Origin of the sequence: Rhodanobacter sp. Soil772 (assembly GCF_001428385.1) — a bacterium.
GTDB lineage: Bacteria > Pseudomonadota > Gammaproteobacteria > Xanthomonadales > Rhodanobacteraceae > Rhodanobacter.
Genome location: NZ_LMSK01000001.1, coordinates 148782 through 171117, shown reverse-complemented (window position 1 = coordinate 171117; position 22336 = coordinate 148782). Strand labels below are relative to the sequence as shown.

General features: G+C 67.5%; 21 protein-coding genes and 1 tRNA gene. 15 read left to right on the top strand and 7 right to left on the bottom strand.

What is annotated here, in order from left to right:
* Positions 1-112: 112 nt before the first annotated feature.
* From ASG75_RS00890 to ASG75_RS00860, 7 genes are all read left to right on the top strand, one after another.
* A complete protein-coding gene (locus ASG75_RS00890; RefSeq protein WP_056384860.1) occupies positions 113-574 on the top strand; it encodes a peroxiredoxin in 462 nt (153 codons plus the stop codon).
* A gap of 64 nt (positions 575-638) precedes the next feature.
* Positions 639-2021, top strand: coding sequence for a PhoH family protein (locus tag ASG75_RS00885; protein WP_056384858.1), 1383 nt, complete (start codon positions 639-641; stop codon positions 2019-2021).
* Positions 2022-2119: 98 nt separating this feature from the next.
* On the top strand, positions 2120-3217 hold the full coding sequence (locus ASG75_RS00880; protein WP_056384857.1) for a class I SAM-dependent methyltransferase: 1098 nt from the start codon (positions 2120-2122) through the stop codon (positions 3215-3217).
* Between the two features lie 62 nt (positions 3218-3279).
* Complete coding sequence (locus tag ASG75_RS00875; RefSeq protein ID WP_056384855.1) at positions 3280-4239, top strand: aspartyl/asparaginyl beta-hydroxylase domain-containing protein; 960 nt, start codon at positions 3280-3282, stop codon at positions 4237-4239.
* A 72-nt stretch (positions 4240-4311) separates the two neighbouring features.
* Positions 4312-5217: an RNA polymerase sigma factor SigJ gene (gene sigJ, locus ASG75_RS00870; protein ID WP_056386900.1), complete on the top strand. Its 906-nt coding sequence runs from the start codon at positions 4312-4314 to the stop codon at positions 5215-5217.
* Between the two features lie 36 nt (positions 5218-5253).
* Positions 5254-5709, top strand: coding sequence for a carboxymuconolactone decarboxylase family protein (locus ASG75_RS00865; RefSeq protein WP_056384852.1), 456 nt, complete (start codon positions 5254-5256; stop codon positions 5707-5709).
* A 12-nt stretch (positions 5710-5721) separates the two neighbouring features.
* Positions 5722-6102: a hypothetical protein gene (locus ASG75_RS00860; protein WP_056384850.1), complete on the top strand. Its 381-nt coding sequence runs from the start codon at positions 5722-5724 to the stop codon at positions 6100-6102.
* A gap of 121 nt (positions 6103-6223) precedes the next feature.
* Here the strand turns inward: ASG75_RS00860 and ASG75_RS00855 are convergent, their stop codons facing one another.
* The 3 genes from ASG75_RS00855 to grxC form a co-directional block, all read right to left on the bottom strand.
* On the bottom strand, positions 6224-7237 hold the full coding sequence (locus tag ASG75_RS00855) for an isocitrate dehydrogenase (protein ID WP_056384848.1): 1014 nt from the start codon (positions 7235-7237) through the stop codon (positions 6224-6226).
* Positions 7238-7405: 168 nt separating this feature from the next.
* A complete protein-coding gene (locus tag ASG75_RS00850; protein ID WP_056384846.1) occupies positions 7406-7783 on the bottom strand; it encodes a carboxymuconolactone decarboxylase family protein in 378 nt (125 codons plus the stop codon).
* Positions 7780-8043, bottom strand: a complete 264-nt coding sequence (grxC, locus tag ASG75_RS00845) for a glutaredoxin 3 (protein WP_056384845.1) — start codon at positions 8041-8043, stop codon at positions 7780-7782. The genes ASG75_RS00850 and grxC overlap by 4 nt, the downstream gene beginning before the upstream one ends.
* Before the next feature lie 111 nt (positions 8044-8154).
* On the opposite strand from grxC, the gene ASG75_RS00840 reads away from it, so the two are divergent.
* From ASG75_RS00840 to ASG75_RS00805, 8 genes are all read left to right on the top strand, one after another.
* On the top strand, positions 8155-9777 hold the full coding sequence (locus ASG75_RS00840; protein ID WP_200935568.1) for a M48 family metalloprotease: 1623 nt from the start codon (positions 8155-8157) through the stop codon (positions 9775-9777).
* Between the two features lie 73 nt (positions 9778-9850).
* The gene (gene phoB, locus ASG75_RS00835) at positions 9851-10540 is read left to right on the top strand and encodes a phosphate regulon transcriptional regulator PhoB (RefSeq protein ID WP_056384841.1); all 690 of its coding nucleotides are present in this window, start codon (positions 9851-9853) and stop codon (positions 10538-10540) included.
* 73 nt (positions 10541-10613) lie between these two features.
* Entirely contained in the window at positions 10614-11882 is a 1269-nt protein-coding gene (gene phoR, locus ASG75_RS00830; RefSeq protein ID WP_056384839.1) for a phosphate regulon sensor histidine kinase PhoR, read from the top strand.
* A gap of 52 nt (positions 11883-11934) precedes the next feature.
* Entirely contained in the window at positions 11935-14037 is a 2103-nt protein-coding gene (gene ppk1 / locus ASG75_RS00825; protein WP_056384837.1) for a polyphosphate kinase 1, read from the top strand.
* 85 nt (positions 14038-14122) lie between these two features.
* Complete coding sequence (locus ASG75_RS00820; protein WP_056384835.1) at positions 14123-15640, top strand: Ppx/GppA phosphatase family protein; 1518 nt, start codon at positions 14123-14125, stop codon at positions 15638-15640.
* Positions 15641-15709: 69 nt separating this feature from the next.
* Entirely contained in the window at positions 15710-16420 is a 711-nt protein-coding gene (locus ASG75_RS00815) for a peptidylprolyl isomerase (protein ID WP_056384833.1), read from the top strand.
* Between the two features lie 7 nt (positions 16421-16427).
* Positions 16428-17156, top strand: coding sequence for a UDP-2,3-diacylglucosamine diphosphatase (locus ASG75_RS00810; protein WP_056384831.1), 729 nt, complete (start codon positions 16428-16430; stop codon positions 17154-17156).
* A gap of 37 nt (positions 17157-17193) precedes the next feature.
* Positions 17194-18027, top strand: a complete 834-nt coding sequence (locus ASG75_RS00805) for a methyltransferase domain-containing protein (RefSeq protein WP_056384829.1) — start codon at positions 17194-17196, stop codon at positions 18025-18027.
* Positions 18028-18440: 413 nt separating this feature from the next.
* Here the strand turns inward: ASG75_RS00805 and ASG75_RS00800 are convergent.
* The 4 genes from ASG75_RS00800 to ASG75_RS00785 all read right to left on the bottom strand — a co-directional run bounded on the left by ASG75_RS00800 (position 18441) and on the right by ASG75_RS00785 (position 22336).
* Positions 18441-18533 (bottom strand) — tRNA-Ser (locus tag ASG75_RS00800).
* Between the two features lie 77 nt (positions 18534-18610).
* Positions 18611-18817 carry a carbon storage regulator CsrA gene (csrA, locus tag ASG75_RS00795; protein WP_056384827.1) on the bottom strand — a complete coding sequence of 69 codons (207 nt, stop codon included), beginning with the start codon at positions 18815-18817 and terminating at the stop codon, positions 18611-18613.
* A 270-nt stretch (positions 18818-19087) separates the two neighbouring features.
* The gene (gene alaS, locus ASG75_RS00790; RefSeq protein ID WP_056384825.1) at positions 19088-21715 is read right to left on the bottom strand and encodes an alanine--tRNA ligase; all 2628 of its coding nucleotides are present in this window, start codon (positions 21713-21715) and stop codon (positions 19088-19090) included.
* Positions 21716-21799: 84 nt separating this feature from the next.
* Entirely contained in the window at positions 21800-22336 is a 537-nt protein-coding gene (locus ASG75_RS00785) for a regulatory protein RecX (RefSeq protein WP_056384823.1), read from the bottom strand.

Here is a 22336-nt window from a genome sequence, read left to right as displayed (position 1 = left end):
CGTGTCGATTCATGCCGATCGCTCCGGGCGCCATGACGCCCCTCGTCCAAACCGCGTCACCCCTCGCTTTCCACCAACGATCACGGCGCCGCAGCGCCGTGCAGGATCCGTCATGCCCGATATCGGCAAGAAGCTACCCCCGCTGAAAGGCACCACCGGCGACGGCGGCGAACTGAAGCTCGCCAGCCTCAAGGGCCAGTGGCTCGTGGTGTATTTCTACCCGAAGGACTCGACGCCCGGCTGCACCAATGAGGCCAGGGATTTTCGCGACCTTTACCCGGCCTTCCTCGAACGCCATGCGCAGGTCATCGGCGTGTCGCGCGATTCCGAGAAATCGCACGCCAACTTCGCGGCGAAACAGGAGCTGCCGTTCCCGCTGGTGTCCGATGCCGACGAAACCTGGTGCCGCGCGTTCGACGTGATCCACGAGAAGGTGCTGTACGGCAAGCACCACCTGGGCATCGTGCGCAGCACCTTCCTGGTCGACCCCGACGGGAAGCTGGCGCGCGAATGGCGTGGCGTGAAAGTCCCCGGCCACGCCCAGGCCGTGCTCGACGCCATCCCCACCCGGTGACCATGCCGCCGTTCATGGCTTCCATCCGCCCGTTTCTTCCACCCACCAGCGAGGACACTTCCGCATGACCGGAAGCAAGCGCATCTACGCTCTCGACACCAACGTCCTGCTGCATGACCCGACCTCGCTGTTCCGCTTCGAGGAACACGACGTCTTCATCCCGATGACTGTGCTGGAGGAACTGGACGAAAAAAAGAAGGGCGCCTCGGAAGTCTCGCGCAACGGGCGCCAGGTCAGCCGCTTCCTCAACGAGCTGATCGAACTGGGCAAGCAGCACGACCTCGGCGACGGGCTGGAGCTGAGCAACCCGCAGGGCATCAAGCTCAAGCGCGGCGCCTCGGTGGGTCGGCTGTATTTCCAGCACCGCACCAGCAGCAACGGCCACGCCAAGGCGGACAACCAGATCCTGTCGGCGGTGATCGAACTGCGTGACCAGAACCCCGGCCGCGACGTCATCCTGGTCACCAAGGACATCAACCTCCGGATCAAGGCCAGCATCAACGGCATCGTCGCCGAGGATTACGAGAACGATCGCGCGCTGGACGATTTCTCCCTGCTCTACACCGGCTCCGCCCAGCTGCCGGAAGACTTCTGGGAGCGGCACCCGGAAGTGCGCTCGTGGACCGAACGCGGCCGCACGTTCTACGAAATGAACCGACGCGAGGAGGATGACTGGCACCCCAACCAATGCCTGTACCTGCCCGGCGAAAACGCGGTCGAGCTGCGCGTGCTGCACCTCGACGACGCCAGCGCCACCCTGGTCCTGCTGGACGACCACTCGCACGCGAACCACCACGTGTGGGGCATCGGCGCACGCAACCGCGAGCAGAACTTCGCGCTCAACGTGCTGATGGACCCGGATGTCGATTTCGTCACCCTGCTCGGCAACGCCGGCACCGGCAAGACCCTGCTGGCGCTGGCCGCCGGCCTGGCCCAGGTGATGGACCAGCAGCGCTACCGTGAGATCATCATGACCCGCGCCACCGTCTCGGTGGGCGAGGACATCGGCTTCCTGCCCGGCACCGAAGAGGAAAAGATGACGCCGTGGATGGGCGCGCTGACCGACAACCTCGAAGTGCTCACCAACCCCGAGGACGGCGGCAGCTGGGGCCGCCAGGCCACCAACGACCTGCTCGCCTCGCGCATCAAGATCCGCTCGCTGAACTTCATGCGCGGGCGCACCTTTCTCAACCGCTACCTGATCATCGACGAGGCGCAGAACCTCACCCCGAAGCAGATGAAGACCCTGATCACCCGCGCCGGCCCCGGCACCAAGATCGTCTGCCTCGGCAACGTCGAACAGATCGACACGCCCTACCTCACTGAAACCACCTCCGGCCTCACCTACGCGGTGGACCGTTTCAAGAACTGGGCGCATTCGGCGCACATCACCCTGCGCCGCGGCGAACGTTCGCGACTGGCGGATTTCGCGGCGGAGACACTGTAACGTCAGCGACGTGGTAAGCCGCGGGGCCTGTCGCAAGCCGGCAGGCCCCGCCGCTCCCGCGCCCCGTTCCCCAGCCATGCCCGACTGACGCCGCCTCCATGTCGTTGAAGAATTTCGCCTACCGCCACCGGCTTCCGGTCAAGCGCGCCATCGCATGGCTGGCACGCTCGCTGCCGGCGCCGGCTCGCCGCCGGCTGCTGGCCGTGGCCGAGCGCGTCGCGTTCAGCGTTACCCCGCAATACCAGGGCGAAACGCTGCCGCCGATCTTCACGTACTGGTCGGGGCGTTTCCTGGCGCCGGACGCGCAGCGGCTGGGCATCGGCTCGCCGGAAAGTTTCTTTCTCGACCACATCCGGCGCAGCGCAGCCGGTGCAAACGCACCCGTGCACGTGCTCAGCGTCGGCACCGGCTCATGCGGGATGGAGATCGAGCTTGCCGCACGCCTGCGCGCGGACGGCAGTGCAGTGCACATCACCTGCATGGACTTCAATCCTGCGCTGATGCGCCATGCCGCCACCGCAGCACACGAGCGCGGCGTCGATGCACTGATGACATTCGAGGCGCGCGACTGCAACCTGCCGTTCGCACTGCCCGCGCAGGACGTCATCATCGTCAACCAGTTCTTCCACCACGTCACCGAACTGGAAATCCTCTGCGTATCGCTGCGTCGTTCGCTGGCCGCGCAAGGCGTGCTGCTCAGTTCCGACATCATCGGCCGCAACGGCCACCAACTGTGGCCCGACGTGGAAACCGTGGTGCAGGAAGCGTGGGCGACCCTGCCGGCCGACAAGCGCCATGATCGCCATTTCAATACGACATCGCCGCGCTATTGCCCGATCAACCATGCCGCGTATTCCAACGAAGGCGTGCGCGCGCAGGACATCGTGGCCTGCCTGCTGGCCGAGTTCGACTTCGAGCTGTTCTTCAGCTTCGGCGGCGCCATCATGCCGTTCGTCGAACGGCGGATCGGTTTCAACTTCGACCCGCAGCGGGCCGAGGACCGCGAATGGATCGATCGCATGCAGGCGATCGACGTGGCCGCTCTCGCCGCCAGCCGCTACCCCGCCGCCAACATGATCGCCGCGCTGCGCCACAAGGGCAGTGTCGTACAGCCGGTGTTCGATCCGATCAGCCCGCAGCAGCACGTCGAGCTGACCCGGGAGCAGCAGGCGAAGGCCGCGGCAGCCTCGCGATAACGGCGGCAGCCAAACGAGTAGAATGCCTGTCTGACAGACATCTCACGGTTGCAAGCGCCGACATGCTTCTCACTCCCCGCCTCGTCCTGCTGGCCCTGTTTGCCTTCTTCGCGTTGTGCGTGCTGCTGGTGCACCTGCGCGGCCGCGTGCGGCTGCGTTTCGATCGCCAGTTGGTCGACCACTCGGCGGTGTTCGCGCCGTACAACCTGCTGATGTACGCGTTCTCGGCGGTGCCGGCGCGGCCCATCCTCGACCGCCGCGGCTTTCCGCAGCTGGACCTGCTGCAGGCGAACTGGCAGGTCATTCGCGATGAGGCGACGCACCTGTTCGACGAGGGTTATATCCGCGCCGCCGCGAAGAACAACGACGCCAGCTTCAACAGCTTCTTCAAGCAGGGCTGGAAGCGCTTCTACCTGAAGTGGTACGGCGAGCCGCTGACCTCGGCCGAGGCGCTGTGCCCGCAGACGGTGGCCTTGCTGAAGTCGATCCCCAGCGTGAAGGCGGCGATGTTCGCGCTGCTGCCGCCGGGCAGCAAGCTCAACCCGCACCGCGACCCGTTTGCCGGTTCGCTGCGCTACCACCTGGGCCTGATCACGCCGAACTCGCCGGGCTGCCGCATCTTCGTCGACGGCGAGGAGCACGCCTGGGGCGACGGCAAGGACGTGGTGTTCGACGAGACCTACGTGCACTGGGCCGAGAACACCACCGGGCAGACCCGGGTGATCCTGTTCGCCGATGTCGAGCGCCCGCTGCGCACGCGCTGGATGAGCGCGGTCAACCATCGGGTCGGCGCGTTCATGGGCAAGATCACCGCCTCGCCGAACACCGAGGGCGAAGCGGAGAAGACCGGTTTCGTGAACCGCCTGTTCGCGCTGAGCCAGCGCAGCAAGCATGCCGGCGGCAACCGGTTCAAGGCCGAGTTCAAGCGGCGGCACAAGAAGCTGTACAAGGCCTGCAAGTACGTCGGCATCCTGCTGCTGGTCTGGCTGATCTTCCTGGCACCGTGGCCGCTGCTTCGATAAGTGACGCTCCGCTGAGCGGTCACATCGTGTGATCCCCGCGCGTCCTGTCTGGACGCCGCAATGGAGAACGCCATGGATCCGCACACCGCACTGTTCCAGCAACACCGCCCACGCCTGTTCGGCCTGGCCTACCGCATGCTCGGCACGCCCAGCGACGCCGAGGACGTCCTGCACGACGCCTGGCTGCGCTGGCACACGCAGGATGCCGACGCACTGGACGACCCGGAAGCCTGGCTGGTCACCGTGACCACGCGCATCGCGCTCGATCGCCTGCGCCGGGCCAAGACCGAACGCGCGCACTATCCCGGCCCGTGGCTGCCGGAGCCGCTGGCCGCCGAATCCGAGCAGCCCGAGGCGCAACTGGAGCGCGCTGAAAGCCTCACCCTCACCTTCCTGCTGTTGCTGGAACGATTGAGCGCGGAGGAACGCGCCGCCTTCCTGCTGCGCGAGGTGTTCGATTACAGCCACGCCGAGACGGCCGCGATGCTGGAGATCAGCGAGGACGCCTGCCGCCAGCGCGTGCATCGGGCGAAGCAGCGGCTGCGCGAGGATCGACCGCGCCAGGCGATGCCGGACATCGACACCCAGCGGCGCCTGCTCGAACGCTTCATGCAGGCGCTGCAGCAACCCGACATGCCCACCCTGCGCGCCCTGTTTGCCGAAGATGCCATGAGCGTTTCCGACGGCGGCGGCCTGGCGCGGGCCACCTTGCATCCGCTGCACGGCGCCGAACGGCTGGCCCGGTTGTACATGCAGATCGCGCTGCAGCTGCAGCGGTACGGCGGCGTGCGCCACGAGATCCGCCAGCTCAACGGCGCGCCGGCGCTGCTCGGCTGGCATGGCGACACGCTGATCTCGGCCAGCTGGATCGACGACGACGGCGAGCGCATCACCGCGGTGCACGCCCTGCGCCACCCCGGCAAGCTCGCCCGGCTGGCGGCTGTCACGAAATCGGCGCCACCCACGTCCTTGCACTGAACGGCCACCTTGGCCATCCACCCCACGGAGAACCCCATGCCCCGCTTCAATGCCTACAAACGCCCGGACGCCCTGAAACCGCTGCTCGCCCTGGTCGATTACGTCAGGAGCTGCGGCCTCGAACAGAGCCTGATCGAACTGGTGCAGATGCGTGCCTCGCAGCTCAACGGCTGTGCCTATTGCCTGGACATGCACAGCAAGGACGCCCGCGCCGCCGGCGAGACCGAGCAGCGTCTGTACGTGCTGCAGGCCTGGCGCGAGGCGCCGTTCTACAGTGCGCGCGAGCGTGCCGCGCTGGCCTGGTGCGAGGCGGTGACCCGGCTCGATCCGATCCACGGCGTGCCCGACGAAGTCTACGAAGAGGCTCGCGCCCAGTTCAGCGAGGACGAGCTGATCGACCTCAACATGGTGGTGATCGTGATCAACGGCTGGAACCGCATCGCCATCCCTTCGCGCGCCGAGCCCGGCCACTACAAGCCAGGCAAGCACTGAACGGCCATCGCCATGGCCACGATCAGGCTGTTCCGTCACCCGGACTGCGCGAAATGCGCACGCTACGCGCGGCTGCACCGCCGGCTCGACTGGCTGGGCCGTTTCGAAGATTCCACGGGCGTCTCGCCCGTGGGTCCGCTGCACCTGGGCGAAGTCGTGGTGCAGGACCTGCGCTACGGCACGACCCAGCGAGGCGCGGCTGGGTTCGCCCTGCTGTGCCGGCAGATCCCGGCCTACTGGCCACTGTTGCCGTTGCTGCAAATCCCCGCACTGCGCCGCCGCGTCGAACGCGAGTTCAACGGCTGCGCCGAGTGCCAGCAATGTAGCCTGCACCGCAGCAGCGATGCAGGCGAAAGCCCAGAACACACAAGCCAGGCTGGGGATCACCCGTGATGGCATCGTGGATTTCAGCGGTCGCGTGGCGCAGCCCGGGAGCCTAACCGCTCGACCGGCGTCGATCCAACAAAAAAGCCGCGGAGCGACCGCGGCCTTTTTGGCGACCAGCGTGCCCGGATCAGGCCGCGAGGCGCTTCACGATCGCGTCGGCGAAGCTGCTGGTGCTGCCCTTGCCGCCCAGGTCCGGCGTCACGCTGTCGCGGTCGTTCGTCATGGTGTCGCGGATCGCCTGGCGCAGCCGGTCGCCCTTGGCCACCATGTCCAGGTAGTCGAGCATGTCGGCCGCGGCCAGCAGCAGCGCGCAGGGGTTGGCGATGCCCTTGCCGGCGATGTCCGGCGCCGAACCGTGCACGGCCTCGAAGATCGCCGCGTTGGCGCCGATGTTGTCGCCCGGCGCCAGGCCGAGGCCGCCGACCAGGCCGGCGCACAGGTCCGACAGGATGTCGCCGAACAGGTTGGTGGTGACGATCACGTCGAACTGCTCGGGCTTCATCACCAGCTGCATGCAGGTGTTGTCCACGATCATCTCGTTGAACTCGATCTGCGGGTATTCCTTCGCGATCTCGCGCGCCACGTTGAGGAACAGGCCCGAGCTGGTCTTCAGGATGTTCGCCTTGTGCACCGCGGTGACCTTCTTGCGGCCCTTCTTCACCGCCAGCTCGAACGCGTAGCGCACGATGCGGCTGCTGCCCTTACGCGTGTTGCGCGCGACCGACTCGGCGATCTCGCCGTCGGCGGACAGGGTCTGCCCCTCGGAGCGGTACGCGCCCTCGGTGTTCTCGCGCACGGTGATGATGTCGATGTTCTCGTAGCGAGACTTGGTGCCCGGGAAGCTCACCGCCGGACGTACGTTCGCATACAGGTCGAAGTGCCGGCGCAGGGTCACGTTGACCGAGGTGAAGCCGCCGCCGATCGGCGTGGTCAGCGGGCCTTTCAGGGCAACCTTGTGCTCGGCGATCTTGTCCAGCGTGGCCTTGGGCAGCAGGTCGCCGTGCTTGTCCAGCGCGACCATGCCGGCGTCGACGAAGTCATAGGAAAGGCCGCAATCCAGCGCGTCGAGCACGCGCAGCGTGGCGGTCATGATCTCCGGGCCGATGCCGTCGCCGGGGATCACGGCAATCGTCTTGCTCATGGGGGGAACTCCTTGAAACGAAAACTACGGGCGGCACGTGCGCATGGGGATGAGCACGTGCCGAAACCGGTCAATTATCGCCGATAAGCCCCCGCGCGAACAGGGCGGGCGCCCCGCAAGACGTTGAAAATACTCGCACGCAGCATTGCAAAAAGCCGCAGGCGTCGCTCAGGCGTGGTCGGCGCATTCCGGCGCGGCGGACTCGCCGGCTTCCAGCTTGTCGAGAAAATCCACCGCGCGGCGCAGATGCGGGATCACGATCGAGCCGCCCACCACCAGACCCACGCTGAATACCTCGAAGAACTCGTCGCGCTGCACGCCGGCGTCCTTGCACTGGGCCACGTGGTAGCTGATGCAGTCGTCGCAGCGCAGCACCATCGAGGCGACCAGGCCCAGCATCTCCTTGGTCTTCACGTCCAGCGCGCCGGCCTTGTAGGTCTGCGTGTCCAGCGCGAAAAAGCGCCGCACGACCTGGTTGTCCTCGGCCAGGATGCGCTCGTTCATGCGCTGGCGGAACGCGGTGAATTCGGCAAGTTTGTCGCTCATGCCGCCTGCTCCAGCAGCTCGGCCAACTTGCCGCTGCGGTCGGCGGCAACGAGGTCGTCGTAGCCGCCCACGTGCCGGTCGTTGATGAAGATCTGCGGCACCGTGCGGCGGCCGCCGCTGCGCGCCAGCATCGCGTCGCGCTGTGTCGCGTCGGTGTCGACGCGCACTTCGGTCCACTCCAGCCCCTTGGACTTGAGCAGGTTCTTGGCCGCCACGCAGTACGGGCACACCGCGGTGGAATAGACCTCGATCTTGGACATCACAACACTCCGCAACTAGGGAAAGGCCGTCACTAAATGGGGTCGCGCGCCGGCAGCTCAAGCGGAACCGACACGGCGGACCACGGTCACAATGCTATTGTCACTCACCTTATGAGCATGGCACCACGACCACTCGCACCGCGCCTGCTGACGGCGCTGATCACCGCCGGGCTGGCTTGCGCCGCCGGCGCCCAGCAGGACGTGCGCCTGCCCGACCTGGGCAGTTCGGCGAACGCGCTGATCTCGCCGCAGGAAGCGCAGGATTACGGCGCCTCCATGCTGCGCCAGATGCGTGCGCTGGACATGGTGGTGGACGACCCGCTGCTGGACGACTACATCAACGACCTCGGCTACCGGCTGGCCGCCAGCAGCGACAAGCCGAAGGAACACTTCGCGTTCTTCGTCGTCAAGGACCAGGAAATCAACGCGTTCGCCGCACCCGGCGGCTACATCGCGGTGAACGCCGGGCTGATGACGATCACCCGCGACGAAAGCGAGCTGGCCGGCGTGGTCGCACACGAAATCGGCCACATCACGCAGAACCACCTGCAGCGCGCGTTCGAGGATTCGAAGAAGGACGCGCCGCTGATGGCGCTGGTGCTGCTGGGCGCGATCGCCGCCGGTGCCGGCAGCGGCAGCGGCGACGCGCCGATGGCGGTGCTGGCCGGCGGCCAGGGCCTGATCGCGCAAAAGTCGATCAACTTCACCCGCAAGGACGAGATCGAGGCCGACCGCGTCGGCATCCAGACGCTGGCCAAGGCCGGCTTCGACCCGAACGCGATGGCCGGCTTCTTCCAGCGCATGCAGGACGTCATGAGCGCCGGCGCCGGTGGCGAGGATGTGCCGGCCCTGCTGCAGACGCACCCGGTGACGACGATGCGGATCAGCGACGCGAAGGCGCGCGCCGGCGCGCTGATCGCCGCGCAGAAGCTGCGCCCCGCCGGCACCATCATGGACAAGCTGCAGTGGGAGAAAAACACCGCGCCGATCGCGTTCGTGAAAGACCCCACGACGTTGTTCCAGCCGCCCGCCCGCGGCCACCTGGACAGCTACGCCCTGATGCGCGAGCGCGTGCGCGTGTTGGCCGGCGATGCGACCAAGCTGGCCACCTACTACAGCGCCAGCCTGCAGTCCCGGCAGGATTTCGACACGCCGCCGAACCGCTACGGCTACGCGCTGGCGCTCACCCGCAGCGGCCGCGGCGCCACGGCGATCGAACAACTGCAGCCGTTGCTGCAATCCCACCCGGAAAACCTGATCCTGAAACTGGCGCTGGCCGACGCCCGCCTGCAGGCCGGGCAGCGCGCCGCGGCGCTGACGATCTACAGCGAGCTCAATACCCAGTCCCCACGCAATCGCGCCGTCGCGCTCGCCTACGCCAAGGCACTCACCGCCGGCGGCGACCAGGAGCAGGCCCATCTTGCCGCCAACCTGCTGCGGCCGCTGCTGGACAATGCCAGCGAGCCGGAGATCTACAGCACCTACGCCCGCGCCAGCGACAAGGCCGGCGACAGCGTGCGCGCCGGCGAGGCCTTCGCCGACGCCAGCTACTATTCCGGCCGTCCGTACGACGCGATGGAACAGCTCAAGCGGCTGCTCAAGCGCGACGACCTGGACTACTACGCGCGGGTGCGCATCCAGGCGCGCATCGCCGAGCTGACCCCGCTGGTGCTGGAACTGCACAAGCGCAAGATCAAGACCGAAGACAGCCCGGACAGCGGCTCCCGGCAGTAGGCACACCACTGTCATCGACACGTAACATCCATCCGCTGCAATATGCCCGTCACAAGCCAAGGCAGACCACGGCGTGCACAAACGCATCCTGATCGTTGAAGACGAGACCTCGATTCGCGAAATGATCGCCTTTGCCCTGCGCAAGGCCGGCATGGACGCGATGCAGGCCGCCGATGCCCGTGCCGCCCAGCTGGCGCTCGCCGAACAGGTGCCCGACCTGATCCTGCTGGACTGGATGCTGCCGGGCATGAGCGGCCTCGAACTGGCCCGGCGCCTGCGCAAGGAAGAGCTCAGCCGCGAGATCCCGATCATCATGCTCACCGCACGCGGCGAGGAGATGGATCGCGTCAACGGCCTCGAAGCCGGCGTCGACGACTACGTGGTGAAACCCTTTTCCACCCGCGAGCTGGTCGCCCGGATCAAGGCCGTACTGCGGCGCAGCCAGGGCGACGACGGCTCCGGCGTGGTCGAACTGGGCGGCCTGCGCATCGACGGCCCGGCACACCGGGTGTTCGCCGGCGACGAGCCGGTGCCGATCGGCCCCACCGAATACCGTCTGCTGTACTTCTTCATGACCCATGCCGAACGCGTCTACTCGCGCACGCAGCTGCTCGACCACGTCTGGGGCGGCAGCGTGTACGTGGAAGAGCGCACCGTCGATGTGCATATCCGCCGCCTGCGCAAGACACTGGAGCCGTGGAAGCTGGACGAGCTGGTGCAGACCGTGCGCGGCACCGGCTACCGCTTCTCGACCAGCACCTGAGCCGGCGCGGGCAAGCTTGCGGTCTTCGCGGCTTTTGCCGATGCTGGCTCGCCCTCCACACTCCGGCGCCAGCATGACCCCGCCCAGCACGTCTTCCTGGAAACTGCCCGCGGCACTCGCCGCGGCGCTGTGCGCCGGCGCCGTGCTGGGCTGGCTTGCCGGTGGGCGCGTGGCCGCAGGCGTCGCCTTGGTCGCCGTGGTCGAAGTCGTCTTGCTGCTGACCCGGATCCGTCATCAAGCGCGGGCCATGATGACTGCATCGACTGCCGGCAGCCCTCTCCAGCATGACCGTTTCATGACGCGTTCCCGCCGCCTTGCCTCCTCCCTGCGCGATCTTCGCAACGTTGCCGGCCAGTTGCCGGATGCGGTGGTGCTGCTCGACCGGCAGCAGCAGATCCGCTGGTTCAACCATGCCGCCGAGAACCTGCTCGGGCTGCGCCGCCCGGATGATCGCGGCGCGGCGCTGCAGCAGCGGCTGGCCGGCTCGGAGCTGGCCACCTGGCTGCGCGACGGCGCGCGCGAGCCGCTCGCCGATGTCACCGCCCCCGGCCGGGCGGACAGCCAGCTCAACGTCAGCCTGCTGCCGTTCGGCGATCAGGAGCAGTTGCTGCTGGCGCACGACATCAGCCATCTGAACCGGCTCGAACAGGTGCGCCGCGACTTCGTGGCGAACGTGTCGCACGAGTTGCGCACGCCGTTGACGGTGATCCATGGCTACCTCGAACTGCTCGACCCGGAGGACGTGCCCGAGCTGGCGGCGGTGCTGGGCGAGATGCGCACGCAGTCGAAACGGATGGGCCAGATCGTGGAAGACCTGCTGACCCTGTCGCGGCTGGAAACCCAGCACGAAGTGATCGACGAACGCGTGCCGATGGCGGCGCTGCTGGCCACCGTGCGCAAGGAAGCCGAGGCGCTCAGCCAGGGCCGCCATCGCATCGTGCTGGAATCCACCGCCGAGGCGGACCTGCTCGGCTCGCCGAAGGACTTGCACAGCGCGCTGTCGAACCTGGCCAGCAACGCGGTGCGCTACACCCCGGCCGGCGGCAGCATCACGATCCGCTGGCAGCGCGTACCCGACGGCGCGGTGTATTCGGTCAGCGACACCGGCTTCGGCATTCCGGCCTCGCACCTGGCCCGGCTCACCGAACGCTTCTACCGGGTCTCCTCCAGCCGCTCGCGCGACAGCGGCGGCACCGGCCTGGGCCTGTCGATCGTCAAGCACGTGCTGAACCTGCACCGGGCACAACTGCGCATCGAGAGCGCACCGGGTGTCGGCTCCACCTTCTCCTGCCATTTCGGCGCGGCCCGCCTGCTCACTCCCGGCAGCGGCGACGAAAGCTGAAAGCCGCGGCGGCGCGGCATGCAATGGCCCGGGGCATGCGCCAGAATGCGGCATGGCCCAGCCTTCTCCCACATCACCCGCATCGCCCGACGCCACCGACCTGACCACCCCCGGCCTTTACCTCAGCCGCGAGCTGGCCGCGCTGGAGTTCAACTTCCGCGTACTGGCGATGGCTCGCGAGACCGCCGTGCCGCTGCTGGAGCGGCTGCGCTACCTGAGCATCGTGGCGAACAACCTCGACGAGTTCTTCGAGGTGCGCGTGGCGATGCTCAAGCATCACCACGCCTACGGCTCGGCCGCCCCGGGACCGGACGGCATTCCTTCCGGCGAGCTGCTGGCGCGTATCCGCAGCCGCGTGCTGGATCTGGTCGCCGAGGTCTACGCCGCCTGGCAGGAACAGATCGGCCCGCAACTCGACGCCGAGCAGATCCACATCCTCACCCGCAAGCGCTGGAACCCGCGCCAGCACCGCTGGCTGCGCGGCTACTTCGAGCACGAGGTGCTGCCCGTATTGTCGCCGCTGGGACTGGACCCGGCGCACCCGTTCCCGCGCATCCTCAACAAGACGCTGAACATCGCGGTGGTGCTGCGCGGCCGCGACGCGTTCGGCCACGAGGGTCACATGGCGCTGGTGCGCGCGCCGCGTTCGCTGCCGCGGATCATCCGCGTGCCGGCCGAGGTCAGCGGCCCGGGCGAGCATTTCGTGTTCCTCGCCGAACTGCTGCAGGCCTTCGTCGACCTGATGTTCCCCGGCCTCAAGGTGGTCGGCTCGTACCAGTTCCGGGTCACCCGCAACAGCGAGCTGATCGTCGAGGAGGCCGAGGTGGAGAACCTCGCGCTCGCCCTCAGCGAGGAGCTGGTCGGGCGCGGCTATGCGCGCCCGGTGCGGCTGGAGATCGCCAACGATTGCCCGCAGGCGATCACCGCGATGCTGACGCAGAACTTCCAGTTGGATGACGCCGACGTGTACCGCTGCGACGGCCCGGTCAACATCATCCGCGCGGGCCTGATCTACGACTGGCTGGACCGGCCGGAACTGAAGTTTCCGCGCTTCAACCCGCAGCTGCCGCCGGCGCTCGAAAGCGGGCGCAACAAGTTCGACCTGATCGGCCAGCGCGACGTGCTGCTGCACCACCCGTACCAGAGCTTCGCCGCGGTGATCGACCTGCTGCGTCAGGCCACCGCCGACCCGCAGGTGCTGGCGATCAAGCAGACCCTGTACCGCGCCGGCGAGGACACGCCGCTGGTCGATTTGCTGGTCGAGGCGGCGCGCAACGGCAAGGACGTCACCGTGGTGATCGAGTTGCGCGCGCGTTTCGACGAGGAGGCCAACATCCGCCTGGCCACGCGCCTGCAGGAGGCCGGCGTGCAGGTGGTCTACGGCGTGGTCGGCTACAAGACCCACGCCAAGATGATGCTGATCGTGCGCCGCGAGGGCGACACGCTGCGCCGCTACGTGCACCTGTCCACCGGCAACTACCACCAGGCCAACAGCCGGATGTACACCGACATCGGCCTGATGACGGCGAACCCGGAGATCGGCGAAGACCTGCACAAGGTGTTCCAGCAGTTGTCCGGCCTGGGTCCGATCATCGAGCTGAAACGGCTGCTGCATTCGCCGTTCACGCTGTACCCCAGCGTGCTGGCGAAGATCGAGCGCGAGACCGCGCACGCGCAGGCCGGCCGCCCCGCGCGCATCGTCGCCAAGCTCAACGCGTTGAACGAGGCGCGCGTGATCGAAGCGCTGTACCGCGCCTCGCAGGCCGGCGTGGAGATCGACCTGATCGTGCGCGGCGCGTGCACCCTGCGCCCCGGCCTGCCCGGCATTTCCGAGCGCATCCGCGTGCGCTCGATCGTGGGGCGCTTCCTCGAGCACAGCCGGGTGTACTGGTTCGCCAACGACGGCGACCCCGATATCTACTGCGCCAGCGCCGACTGGATGGAGCGCAACCTGATGCGGCGGATCGAGGTGGCGTTCCCGATCCTCGACCCCGAACTGGCCGCGCGCGTGTTCGAGGAAACCCTGGCCAACGGCCTGGCCGACAACACCCAGGCCTGGCTGCTCGGCAGCGACGGCCGCTACGTGCGCGCCGAGCCCGGCGACAACCCGCCGTACAGCGCGCAGTCGGGCCTGCTCGAACGCTACCGCCAATGAACCGGACGATCCGCATGAGCCGCCGTTTTCTTCCGTTCGCGCATGCATGCGAGAATCCGCGCTTTGCCGTCGCCGGAGCCCGGGCGTGAGTCCAGCCGAACAGACACCGATCCGCGACGGCGAACTGATCGCCGCCGTGGACATGGGCTCGAACAGCTTCCACATGGTGGTGGCGCGCATGGAACACGGCGAGCCGCGCGTGATCGACCGCCTGCGCGATACCGTGCGGATGGCCGCCGGCCTGCGCGCCGACGGTACCCTGGACGCCGAACGGCGCGCCCGTGCGATGGCCTGCCTGGCCCGTTTCGGCCAGCGCATCGCCGGCCTGCCATCGATGCGGGTGCGCGCGGTGGCCACCAACACGGTGCGCCGGCTGGCTTCGCCGCAGACTTTCCTGACCACCGCCGAGGCCGCGCTCGGCCATCCGATCGAGGTGGTCTCCGGGCGCGAGGAAGGCCGCCTGATCTTCCTCGGTGCGGCGCACGACCTGCCTGCTTCGCGCGAGCCGCGGCTGGTGATCGACGTCGGCGGCGGCAGCACCGAGTTCATTATCGGCCGCGGGCTGGCGCCGCTGCACACCGAGAGCGTGCAGGCCGGCTGCATCGCCTCGACGTTGCGCTTCTTCCCCGGCGGCAAGCTCACCCGCAAGCGCTGGCAGCGCGCGCGCAGCGAGATCGGCGTGCTGCTGCAGCAGTTCGCCGAGGACTTCCGCGAGTCGGGCTGGCAGGATGCCTATGGCTCCTCCGGCACCGCCAAGTCGATCGGCGCGGTGGTGCAAGCGATGAAATTCTCCGACGACGGCATCACCCCGGCCTCGCTCGCCGCGCTGCGCGACGTGCTGATCGAGCAAGGCCAGATCGGCACGCTGAAGCTGCCCGGCCTGATCGAGGACCGCGCGCCGGTGATCGCCGGCGGCGTGGTGATCTTCGAGGCGGCCTTCGCCGCGCTCGGCATCGAGCGGCTGCGCGTGTGCGAAAGCTCGATGCGCGAAGGCCTGCTGTGGGACCTGCTCGGCCGCGCCGGCGGCAGCGATCCGCGCACCGCCAGCATCGACGCGCTGGCCACCCGCTACGGCGTGGATCGCGCCCAGGCGCGCCGGGTCGAGTCGACCGCATTGATGCTGTTCGACCAGGTCGCGCGCGCCTGGAAACTGGACGCCGAGGCCCGCGAGTGGCTGTCGTGGGCCTCGCGCGTGCACGAGATCGGCCTGGCCATCGCGCACAGCCAGCATCACCATCATGGCGCCTACATCCTGCGCCACGCCGACCTGGCCGGCTTCTCGCGGCAGGAACAGCAGCTGCTGGCCGCCGTGGTCGAAATGCACCGGCGCAAGCCGGACAAGGCGGTGCTCGCCACCTTGCCGCAGCGCTATCGCCAGCTGGCCCGCTACACCACCGCGCTGCTGCGCCTGGCGGTGCTGTTCCGCCGCGCACGCCGGGCCGAGTCGCTGCCGCAAATGAAGCTCACCGCCAGCAGCAAATCACTGCGACTCACCCTGCCGCTGGTCTGGTTCGAGCAGCACCCGCTCAGCGAGGCCGATCTGCAGCAGGAACAATCGCCGATGGCTGAGTTGGGCGTCAAGCTGGACATCTCCAGCAGCTGAGCGCGCCGACAAACCAGGTTCCGCCGCGGCCGCGTATCATGTCCGGACGCCCAAACAGCCTTGATGCCCATGTTGAAATTCCTGCTCGCCACGCTGCTCCTGATCCTGCCGCCGACGCTGGCGGCACAGACCGCCAAACCGACGCCGGCCGCCACGCCATCGCCGCAGGTCGTGCTGCGCACCTCGCAAGGCGACATCACGCTGGAGCTGTACCCGGACAAGTCGCCGAAGAGCGTGGCCAACTTCCTGCAATACGTACGCGACGGTTTCTACGACGGCACCCTGTTGCACCGTGCCATCCCCGGCTACCTGGTGCAGGGCGGCCTGTACACCCGCGACCTGCAACCCAAGCGCACGCGATCGGCCGTCGCCAGCGAGGCGGACAACGGCCTGTCCAACCTGCGCGGCACCGTCGCCGTCGCCCGCGGCGCCGACCCGAATTCCGGCACCGCGCAGTTCTTCTTCAACCTGGTCGACAACCGCCGGCTGGATTTCGTCGGCAACCAGAGCGGGCTGACCTGGGGCTATACCGTGTTCGGCAAGGTGACCAAGGGCATGGACGTGGTCGACAAGGTCGCCGCATTGCCCACCCGCGCACTCGGCCCGTTCGCCGGTGACGTGCCGAACCCGCTGGTGCTGATCGAAAGCGCCCGCGTGATCGGCGAGGAAGCCCCGGCCCCCGCCGCCAGTGCGGCAGCGCCGGCCACGGCTGCGTCGGCGCCGACCAGGCCCGCCGCCAAACCAGGCAGGAAAGCCGCCAAACCAGCCGACAAGGGCTGACGTCGCGATGGCCACCTTGTTCATCGCCGACCTGCACCTGGACCCCAGCCGCCCGCAGATCACCGATCTGTTCGAACGCTACCTGGCCGACGATGAAGTCCGCCACGCCGGCGCGCTGTACATTCTCGGCGACCTGGTCGAGGCCTGGATCGGCGACGACGACGACGCGGAGTTGCCCGCGCGCATCGCCGCCGCCACCCGTACCGTGCGCGACGCCGGCGTGCCGGTATACTTCATGGCCGGCAACCGCGACTTCCTGCTCGGCCCGGCGTTCGCCGCACGCGCCGGCCTGACCCTGCTCGACGACGGCACCGTGCACGACATCCACGGCTGCCGCACCCTGCTGATGCACGGCGACGTGCTGTGCACCGACGACATCGCCTACCAGGCAGTGCGCAAACAGGTACGCACGCCCGAGTGGCAGGCGCAGATTCTGGCGATGCCGCTGCAGGCGCGCCGCGCGTTCGCCGCCAAGGCGCGCGAGGACAGCAAGGCGCACACCGGCAACACGATGGAAAGCATCATGGACGTCAACGCCGACGCCGTGGCCGAAGCCGTGCGCAAGGCGGGTGTGACCCGGCTGATCCACGGGCATACGCACCGCCCGGCCGTGCACGATTTCCAGCTCGACGGCGCGCCCGCGCAACGGATCGTGCTGGGCGACTGGTACGAGCAGGGCTCGGTGCTGCGGGTGGATGCGGACGGCGTCGAACTGCGCGGGCTGGCAGTGAAATGAAGCGCCTCGCGCAGGACAACCTGGGCATGGTGACCGGATGAGTGCATCGCCTGGCCTGCTCGGCGATACGGCGGCTCGCGACTACTCGCACAAGCTGCGGCTGTTCAATGCATTCGCGGAACCCGAACTTCACCGGGTCATCGCCAGCCTGGAGCTGAAACCCGGGGCGCGCGTTCTCGACGCGGGATGCGGCACCGGCGAGGTGCTGCGCTGGTTCGCCGACGAAGTGGGGCCTGATGGCGCCATCGTCGGGATCGACCTGGCGACGGCGCACGCGGCAGCCGCCCGCGCGAGCGCCCCGCCGACGGCGCTGGTGCTGCAGGCGGATCTGCTGAAGACGCCGCTGCGCAGCGAGAGCCTCGATCTGATCTGGTGCATGAACACGATCAACCACCTGCACGACCCGGTCGCCGGGGCGCGGCAGCTGGCCTCCCTGCTGCGTCCCGCCGGTCGTATCGCGCTGTGCCAAAGCTCGGTGCTGCCCGACATGTACTTTGCCTGGGACGCGAGGCTCGAACGCGTAGTCAACGAGGCGGTGCGCCAGTACTACCGTGATCGTTACGGCGTCAGCGAACGGGATCTGGCAGCGGTCCGATCCATGGTCGGCGTGTTGCGCCAGGCGCAGTTGCGCAACGTCAGTGCGCAGACGTTCGTGATCGAACGCGTCGCCCCTCTCGGAGCGGCGGACGAGGCTTATCTTGTCGAGGCCATTTTCCGCAACACCTGGGGAGCGCGGCTGCAGCCGTACCTGTCAGGCGACGACTACGACGAGCTCACGCGTCTTTGCGATCCGCAGCACCCGCAGTTCGCGCTGCGTCGAGCGGATTTCCACTTCGTGCAGACTTTTACGGTGGTGGTTGGGGAGCGGTGAGGCTGGTAATACGCAAAACGCCGCTTCGATGAAGTGCGCGATAGCGTGAAGTCCGCAGGGGATTGTTCGGCCCATCCATGGGCCTCACCCCTCCGCGCTGGCGCGCTCCAGGGCCAGCCTGCGGCTGTCCGAATTTGTTCCTGACAAATTCGTCGAACCCACTAGGGTTCGTCCACCACCTCTCTCCGCCAGATACGCAAAACGCCCCTTCGATGAGGTGCGCGATAGCGTGAAGTCCGCGGGGGATTGTTCGGCCCATCCATGGGCCGAACCCCTCCGCGCTGACGCGCTGCGGGGCCAGCCTGCGGCTGTCCGAATTCGCTCCTGGCGAATTCGTCGAACCCGTCAGGGTTCGTCCACCACCTCTCTCCGCCAGATACGCAAAACGCCCCTTGCGGGGCGCTTTGCGTATCTGGCGGAGAGAGAGGGATTCGAACCCTCGATAAGGTTTTTGACCCTATACTCCCTTAGCAGGGGAGCCCCTTCGGCCACTCGGGCATCTCTCCGGGGTTTTCTTCGCATTGCTGCGGAGCCGGCAAGGATACCGACCGACGCGGACGAGGTAAAGCCTTAATTCACGCGATCAATGCTCGGCGGAATCGTCGGGCGCGGCGCCACCGGCATCGTGCTCGCCTTTGATCCGCTGATAGATCTCTTCGCGATGGACGGCCACGGTTTTCGGTGCATTGATGCCGATGCGCACCTGGTTGCCTTTCACGCCAAGAACGGTAACGGTCACCTCGTCGCCGATCATCAGGGTTTCACCGACCCTGCGGGTCAGAATCAACATGATTGCTACTCCATAAATGCTGTTGGTCACAGGCCTGCGGATTGACGGTGCCTCACCCCTGAGCGTCCGTCCGTCCACAGTTCGACGATTGATCCGCCGAAGGCCCTACCGCCTTCCCGGCTCACAGCCAAAACACTCCTGAGCGTCCTGACTGGCGACACCACCGTTACCGATTGCGCCGACACTTGGTCGATAGTAACTGAGCCTGATTCTTCTGTGCAATGCGCCCGAACCGCTACAAACGTAGCGTTCAGCTTGCGCCGACGCAGGTTACTGGGCCGAAATCCAATCCGGCAATGCCGACAGGATGACGGGCAGGTTCGGCGCATCCGTTCCACCGCCCTGGGCCATGTCCGGCCGCCCGCCGCCCTTGCCGTCGATCTGCGCGGCGACGTGCGCCACCACGCTGCCGGCCTTGACCCTACCCAGCGCCTTGCCGTGCACGCCGGCGATCAGCGAGACACGGCCATCGGCCGCACCGGCCAGCAGGATCACGCAGTCGCCAAGCTGCTGCTTGAGCTGGTCCACGCTGTCGCGCAGCGACTTCGCGTCGAGCCCTTCCAGCCGCGCCGCCACCACCTTGATGCCATCGACATCCTTCGCGGCCCCCGCCAGGTCGGCGGTGGCCGAACCGGCCGCCTTGCTGCGCAGCGATTCAAGCTCGCGCTCGAGCTTTTTCTGGCGGTCGAAAAGCTGGCGCAGCTTTTCCACCGCCTCGTCGCCGCTGCTGGAAAGCAGTTGCGAGAACTCGGTCAGGCGACGCTCCTCGTCGGCTACCCAGGTCAGCGCGCCGGCACCGGTGACCGCCTCGATGCGGCGCACGCCGGAAGCCACGCCGGCCTCGCTGACGATCTTGAACAAGCCGATGTCGCCGGTGCGCCCGACATGGGTGCCACCGCACAACTCGGTGGAGAAGTCGCCCATCCTCAGCACGCGCACTTCGTCGCCGTACTTCTCGCCGAACAGCGCCATCGCGCCGAACTCGATCGCTTGGTCGTAGCCCATGTTGTGCACTTCGGCGACCGCGTTGCGGCGCACCTCGGTGTTCACCAGCGCCTCGACCCGGGCCAGTTCGTCATGACTCATCGGCTTGAAGTGCGAAAAATCGAAACGCAGCCGTTCCGGCGCTACCAGCGAGCCCTTCTGCGCGACATGGTCGCCCAGCACCTTGCGCAGCGCCGCATGCAGCAGATGAGTGGCCGAATGGTTGAGCACGATCGCCTGGCGCCGCGATGCATCCACCTGAGTCTCGACCACGTCACCGGTACGCAACGGCTGCCCACCACGCCAGCGGCCGGCATGGCCGAAGAACACGCCACCCATCTTCAACGTATCGCCGACCTCGAAGCGGCCGGCCGCGTTGGACAGCGCGCCGGTGTCGCCGACCTGGCCGCCGGACTCGGCGTAGAACGGTGTGCGATCGAGGATCAGCAGGCCCTCCTCGCCTTCGCCCAGCTGATCGACCTGCTTGCCGCCGCGCACGATGCCGAGCACCTTGCTGCCTTCACTCTGCAGCGCCTCGTAGCCGAGGAAAACCGTGGGCTTGAGCTGGCTAGCCAGCTCGGCCGGCATCTGCCCCTTGGCCTCGAACTTGCCGGCGGCGCGGGCGCGCTCGCGCTGTTCGTTCATGGCCTGCTCGAAGCCGTCCATGTCTACCTCGAGGCCGCGCTCGCGCGCGATGTCGGCGGTGAGGTCGACCGGAAAGCCGTAGGTGTCGTACAGGCGGAAGGCATCCACGCCTGGGATGGTCTTGCCCGACTTCGCCGCGACTTCGTCGAACAGGCGCATGCCGTGTTCCAGCGTCTCGCCGAAACGATGCTCCTCGGTACGCAGCGCGTCTTCGACGAACGCCTGCTTCGCCGGCAGCTCGGGATAGGCCGCGCCCATTTCCTCGACCAGCGGCTGCACCATCTTCCAGAAGAAATCGCCGCGCACGCCGAGCATCCAGCCGTGCCGCAAGGCGCGGCGGATGATCCGGCGCAGCACGTAGCCGCGCCCCTCGTTGGACGGCAACACGCCGTCGACGATCAGGAAGGCGCAGGCGCGGATATGGTCGGCGATTACGCGCAGCGACTTGTTGGCCAGGTCCTTCGTGCCGGTCAGCTCACTGGCGACGCGGATCAGGTGCGCGAACAGGTCGATCTCGTAGTTCGAATGCTTGTGCTGCAGCACCGCGGCGAGACGCTCCAGGCCCATGCCGGTGTCCACGCACGGCGCCGGCAGCGGGCTCAGCGTGCCGTCGGGCGCGCGGTCGAACTGCATGAACACCAGATTCCAGATCTCGATGTAGCGGTCGCCGTCCTCGTCCGGCGAACCGGGCGGACCGCCGGCAATCTCCGCGCCGTGATCGTAGAAGATCTCGGTGCACGGACCGCACGGACCGGTGTCGGCCATCTGCCAGAAATTGTCGGACGCATACGGCGCGCCCTTGTTGTCGCCAATGCGCACGATGCGTTCGGCCGGCACGCCGACCTGCTTGTTCCAGATGTCGAAGGCTTCGTCGTCGGTGTGATAGACGGTGACCCACAGCTTGTCCGCCGGCAGCTTGAAGACTTCAGTCAGCAGCTCCCATGCGTAGGCAATCGCGTCGCGCTTGAAATAGTCGCCGAACGACCAGTTGCCCAGCATCTCGAAAAACGTGTGATGGCGCGCGGTATAGCCCACGGCGTCCAGATCGTTGTGCTTGCCGCCGGCGCGCAGGCAGCGCTGCACGTCGGCTGCGCGCACGTAGGGCAGCTTCTCGCTGCCGAGGAACACGTTCTTGAACTGCACCATGCCCGAGTTGGTGAACAGCAGGGTCGGGTCGCTGGCCGGCACCAGCGAGCTGGACGGCACGATGGTGTGGTCCTTGGAGCGGAAGTAGTCGAGGAAGGCGGAGCGGATGTCGGAGGTTTTCATGCGGATCAAAGGTGGCAGGCGATAAAGGCCACGCCGCGGCCAGGCCACCCGACCCGTCAACCCATCATTTGCGGATGATGGATTTCAGGAAATATCGTCGGCTTCGTCCACATCGGCGTGGGTAACACTTCGTACTGTGGCGGCGGCAAAGCCGCGGCGCAAGAGGAATTGCGCCCGCCGGGTACGTTCGGCGGGGTCTGCCGTGCCCGCGCCACCGTAGCGGCGACGCAGTTGGGCGGCGGCCGAAGCGGCCCAGTCGACCTCGGCTTCGTCCAGCAGCTCGCGGATGCGTGCGTCGGCCAGGCCGTGGCTTTTCAGCTCCACGCGCAGGCGCAGCGGGCCGTAGCCCTGAGCGATCCGGCTGCGCAGCAGCACCTCGGCGAAGCGGTCGTCGTCCTGGTAATGCTGCTCGCCGAGCCGGTCCAGCGCGGCGGCGGCTTCGTCGCCCTCGTAACCGCCCTGGCGCAGCTTGGTCTTCAGCTCCTTGCGCGAATGCTCGCGACGCGCCAGCAAGCCCAGCGCCTTGTCGTACGCGCTGCGCTTCGGCCTGGCCGGATCGTCCTTGCCGGGCGGGCGTTTCATGACCACGCAAACGGACATGGCCCGGGCAAGCCGGGCCAT

Bases quoted from the DNA above. Each gene is read 5' to 3' on its own strand.
- ASG75_RS00810 (WP_056384831.1), top strand. From the start codon at position 16,428: ATGGCCACCTTGTTCATCGCCGACCTGCACCTGGACCCCAGCCGCCCG.
- ASG75_RS00805 (WP_056384829.1), top strand. From the start codon at position 17,194: ATGAGTGCATCGCCTGGCCTGCTCGGCGATACGGCGGCTCGCGACTAC.
- ASG75_RS00875 (WP_056384855.1), top strand. From the start codon at position 3,280: ATGCTTCTCACTCCCCGCCTCGTCCTGCTGGCCCTGTTTGCCTTCTTC.
- grxC (WP_056384845.1), bottom strand. From the start codon at position 8,043: ATGTCCAAGATCGAGGTCTATTCCACCGCGGTGTGCCCGTACTGCGTG.
- ASG75_RS00855 (WP_056384848.1), bottom strand. From the start codon at position 7,237: ATGAGCAAGACGATTGCCGTGATCCCCGGCGACGGCATCGGCCCGGAG.
- phoR (WP_056384839.1), top strand. From the start codon at position 10,614: ATGACCCCGCCCAGCACGTCTTCCTGGAAACTGCCCGCGGCACTCGCC.
- ASG75_RS00840 (WP_200935568.1), top strand. From the start codon at position 8,155: ATGAGCATGGCACCACGACCACTCGCACCGCGCCTGCTGACGGCGCTG.
- ppk1 (WP_056384837.1), top strand. From the start codon at position 11,935: ATGGCCCAGCCTTCTCCCACATCACCCGCATCGCCCGACGCCACCGAC.
- ASG75_RS00890 (WP_056384860.1), top strand. From the start codon at position 113: ATGCCCGATATCGGCAAGAAGCTACCCCCGCTGAAAGGCACCACCGGC.
- ASG75_RS00865 (WP_056384852.1), top strand. From the start codon at position 5,254: ATGCCCCGCTTCAATGCCTACAAACGCCCGGACGCCCTGAAACCGCTG.
- ASG75_RS00850 (WP_056384846.1), bottom strand. From the start codon at position 7,783: ATGAGCGACAAACTTGCCGAATTCACCGCGTTCCGCCAGCGCATGAAC.
- ASG75_RS00785 (WP_056384823.1), bottom strand. From the start codon at position 22,336: ATGGCCCGGCTTGCCCGGGCCATGTCCGTTTGCGTGGTCATGAAACGC.
- ASG75_RS00815 (WP_056384833.1), top strand. From the start codon at position 15,710: ATGTTGAAATTCCTGCTCGCCACGCTGCTCCTGATCCTGCCGCCGACG.
- alaS (WP_056384825.1), bottom strand. From the start codon at position 21,715: ATGAAAACCTCCGACATCCGCTCCGCCTTCCTCGACTACTTCCGCTCC.
- csrA (WP_056384827.1), bottom strand. From the start codon at position 18,817: ATGTTGATTCTGACCCGCAGGGTCGGTGAAACCCTGATGATCGGCGAC.
- ASG75_RS00880 (WP_056384857.1), top strand. From the start codon at position 2,120: ATGTCGTTGAAGAATTTCGCCTACCGCCACCGGCTTCCGGTCAAGCGC.
- ASG75_RS00860 (WP_056384850.1), top strand. From the start codon at position 5,722: ATGGCCACGATCAGGCTGTTCCGTCACCCGGACTGCGCGAAATGCGCA.
- sigJ (WP_056386900.1), top strand. From the start codon at position 4,312: ATGGATCCGCACACCGCACTGTTCCAGCAACACCGCCCACGCCTGTTC.
- ASG75_RS00885 (WP_056384858.1), top strand. From the start codon at position 639: ATGACCGGAAGCAAGCGCATCTACGCTCTCGACACCAACGTCCTGCTG.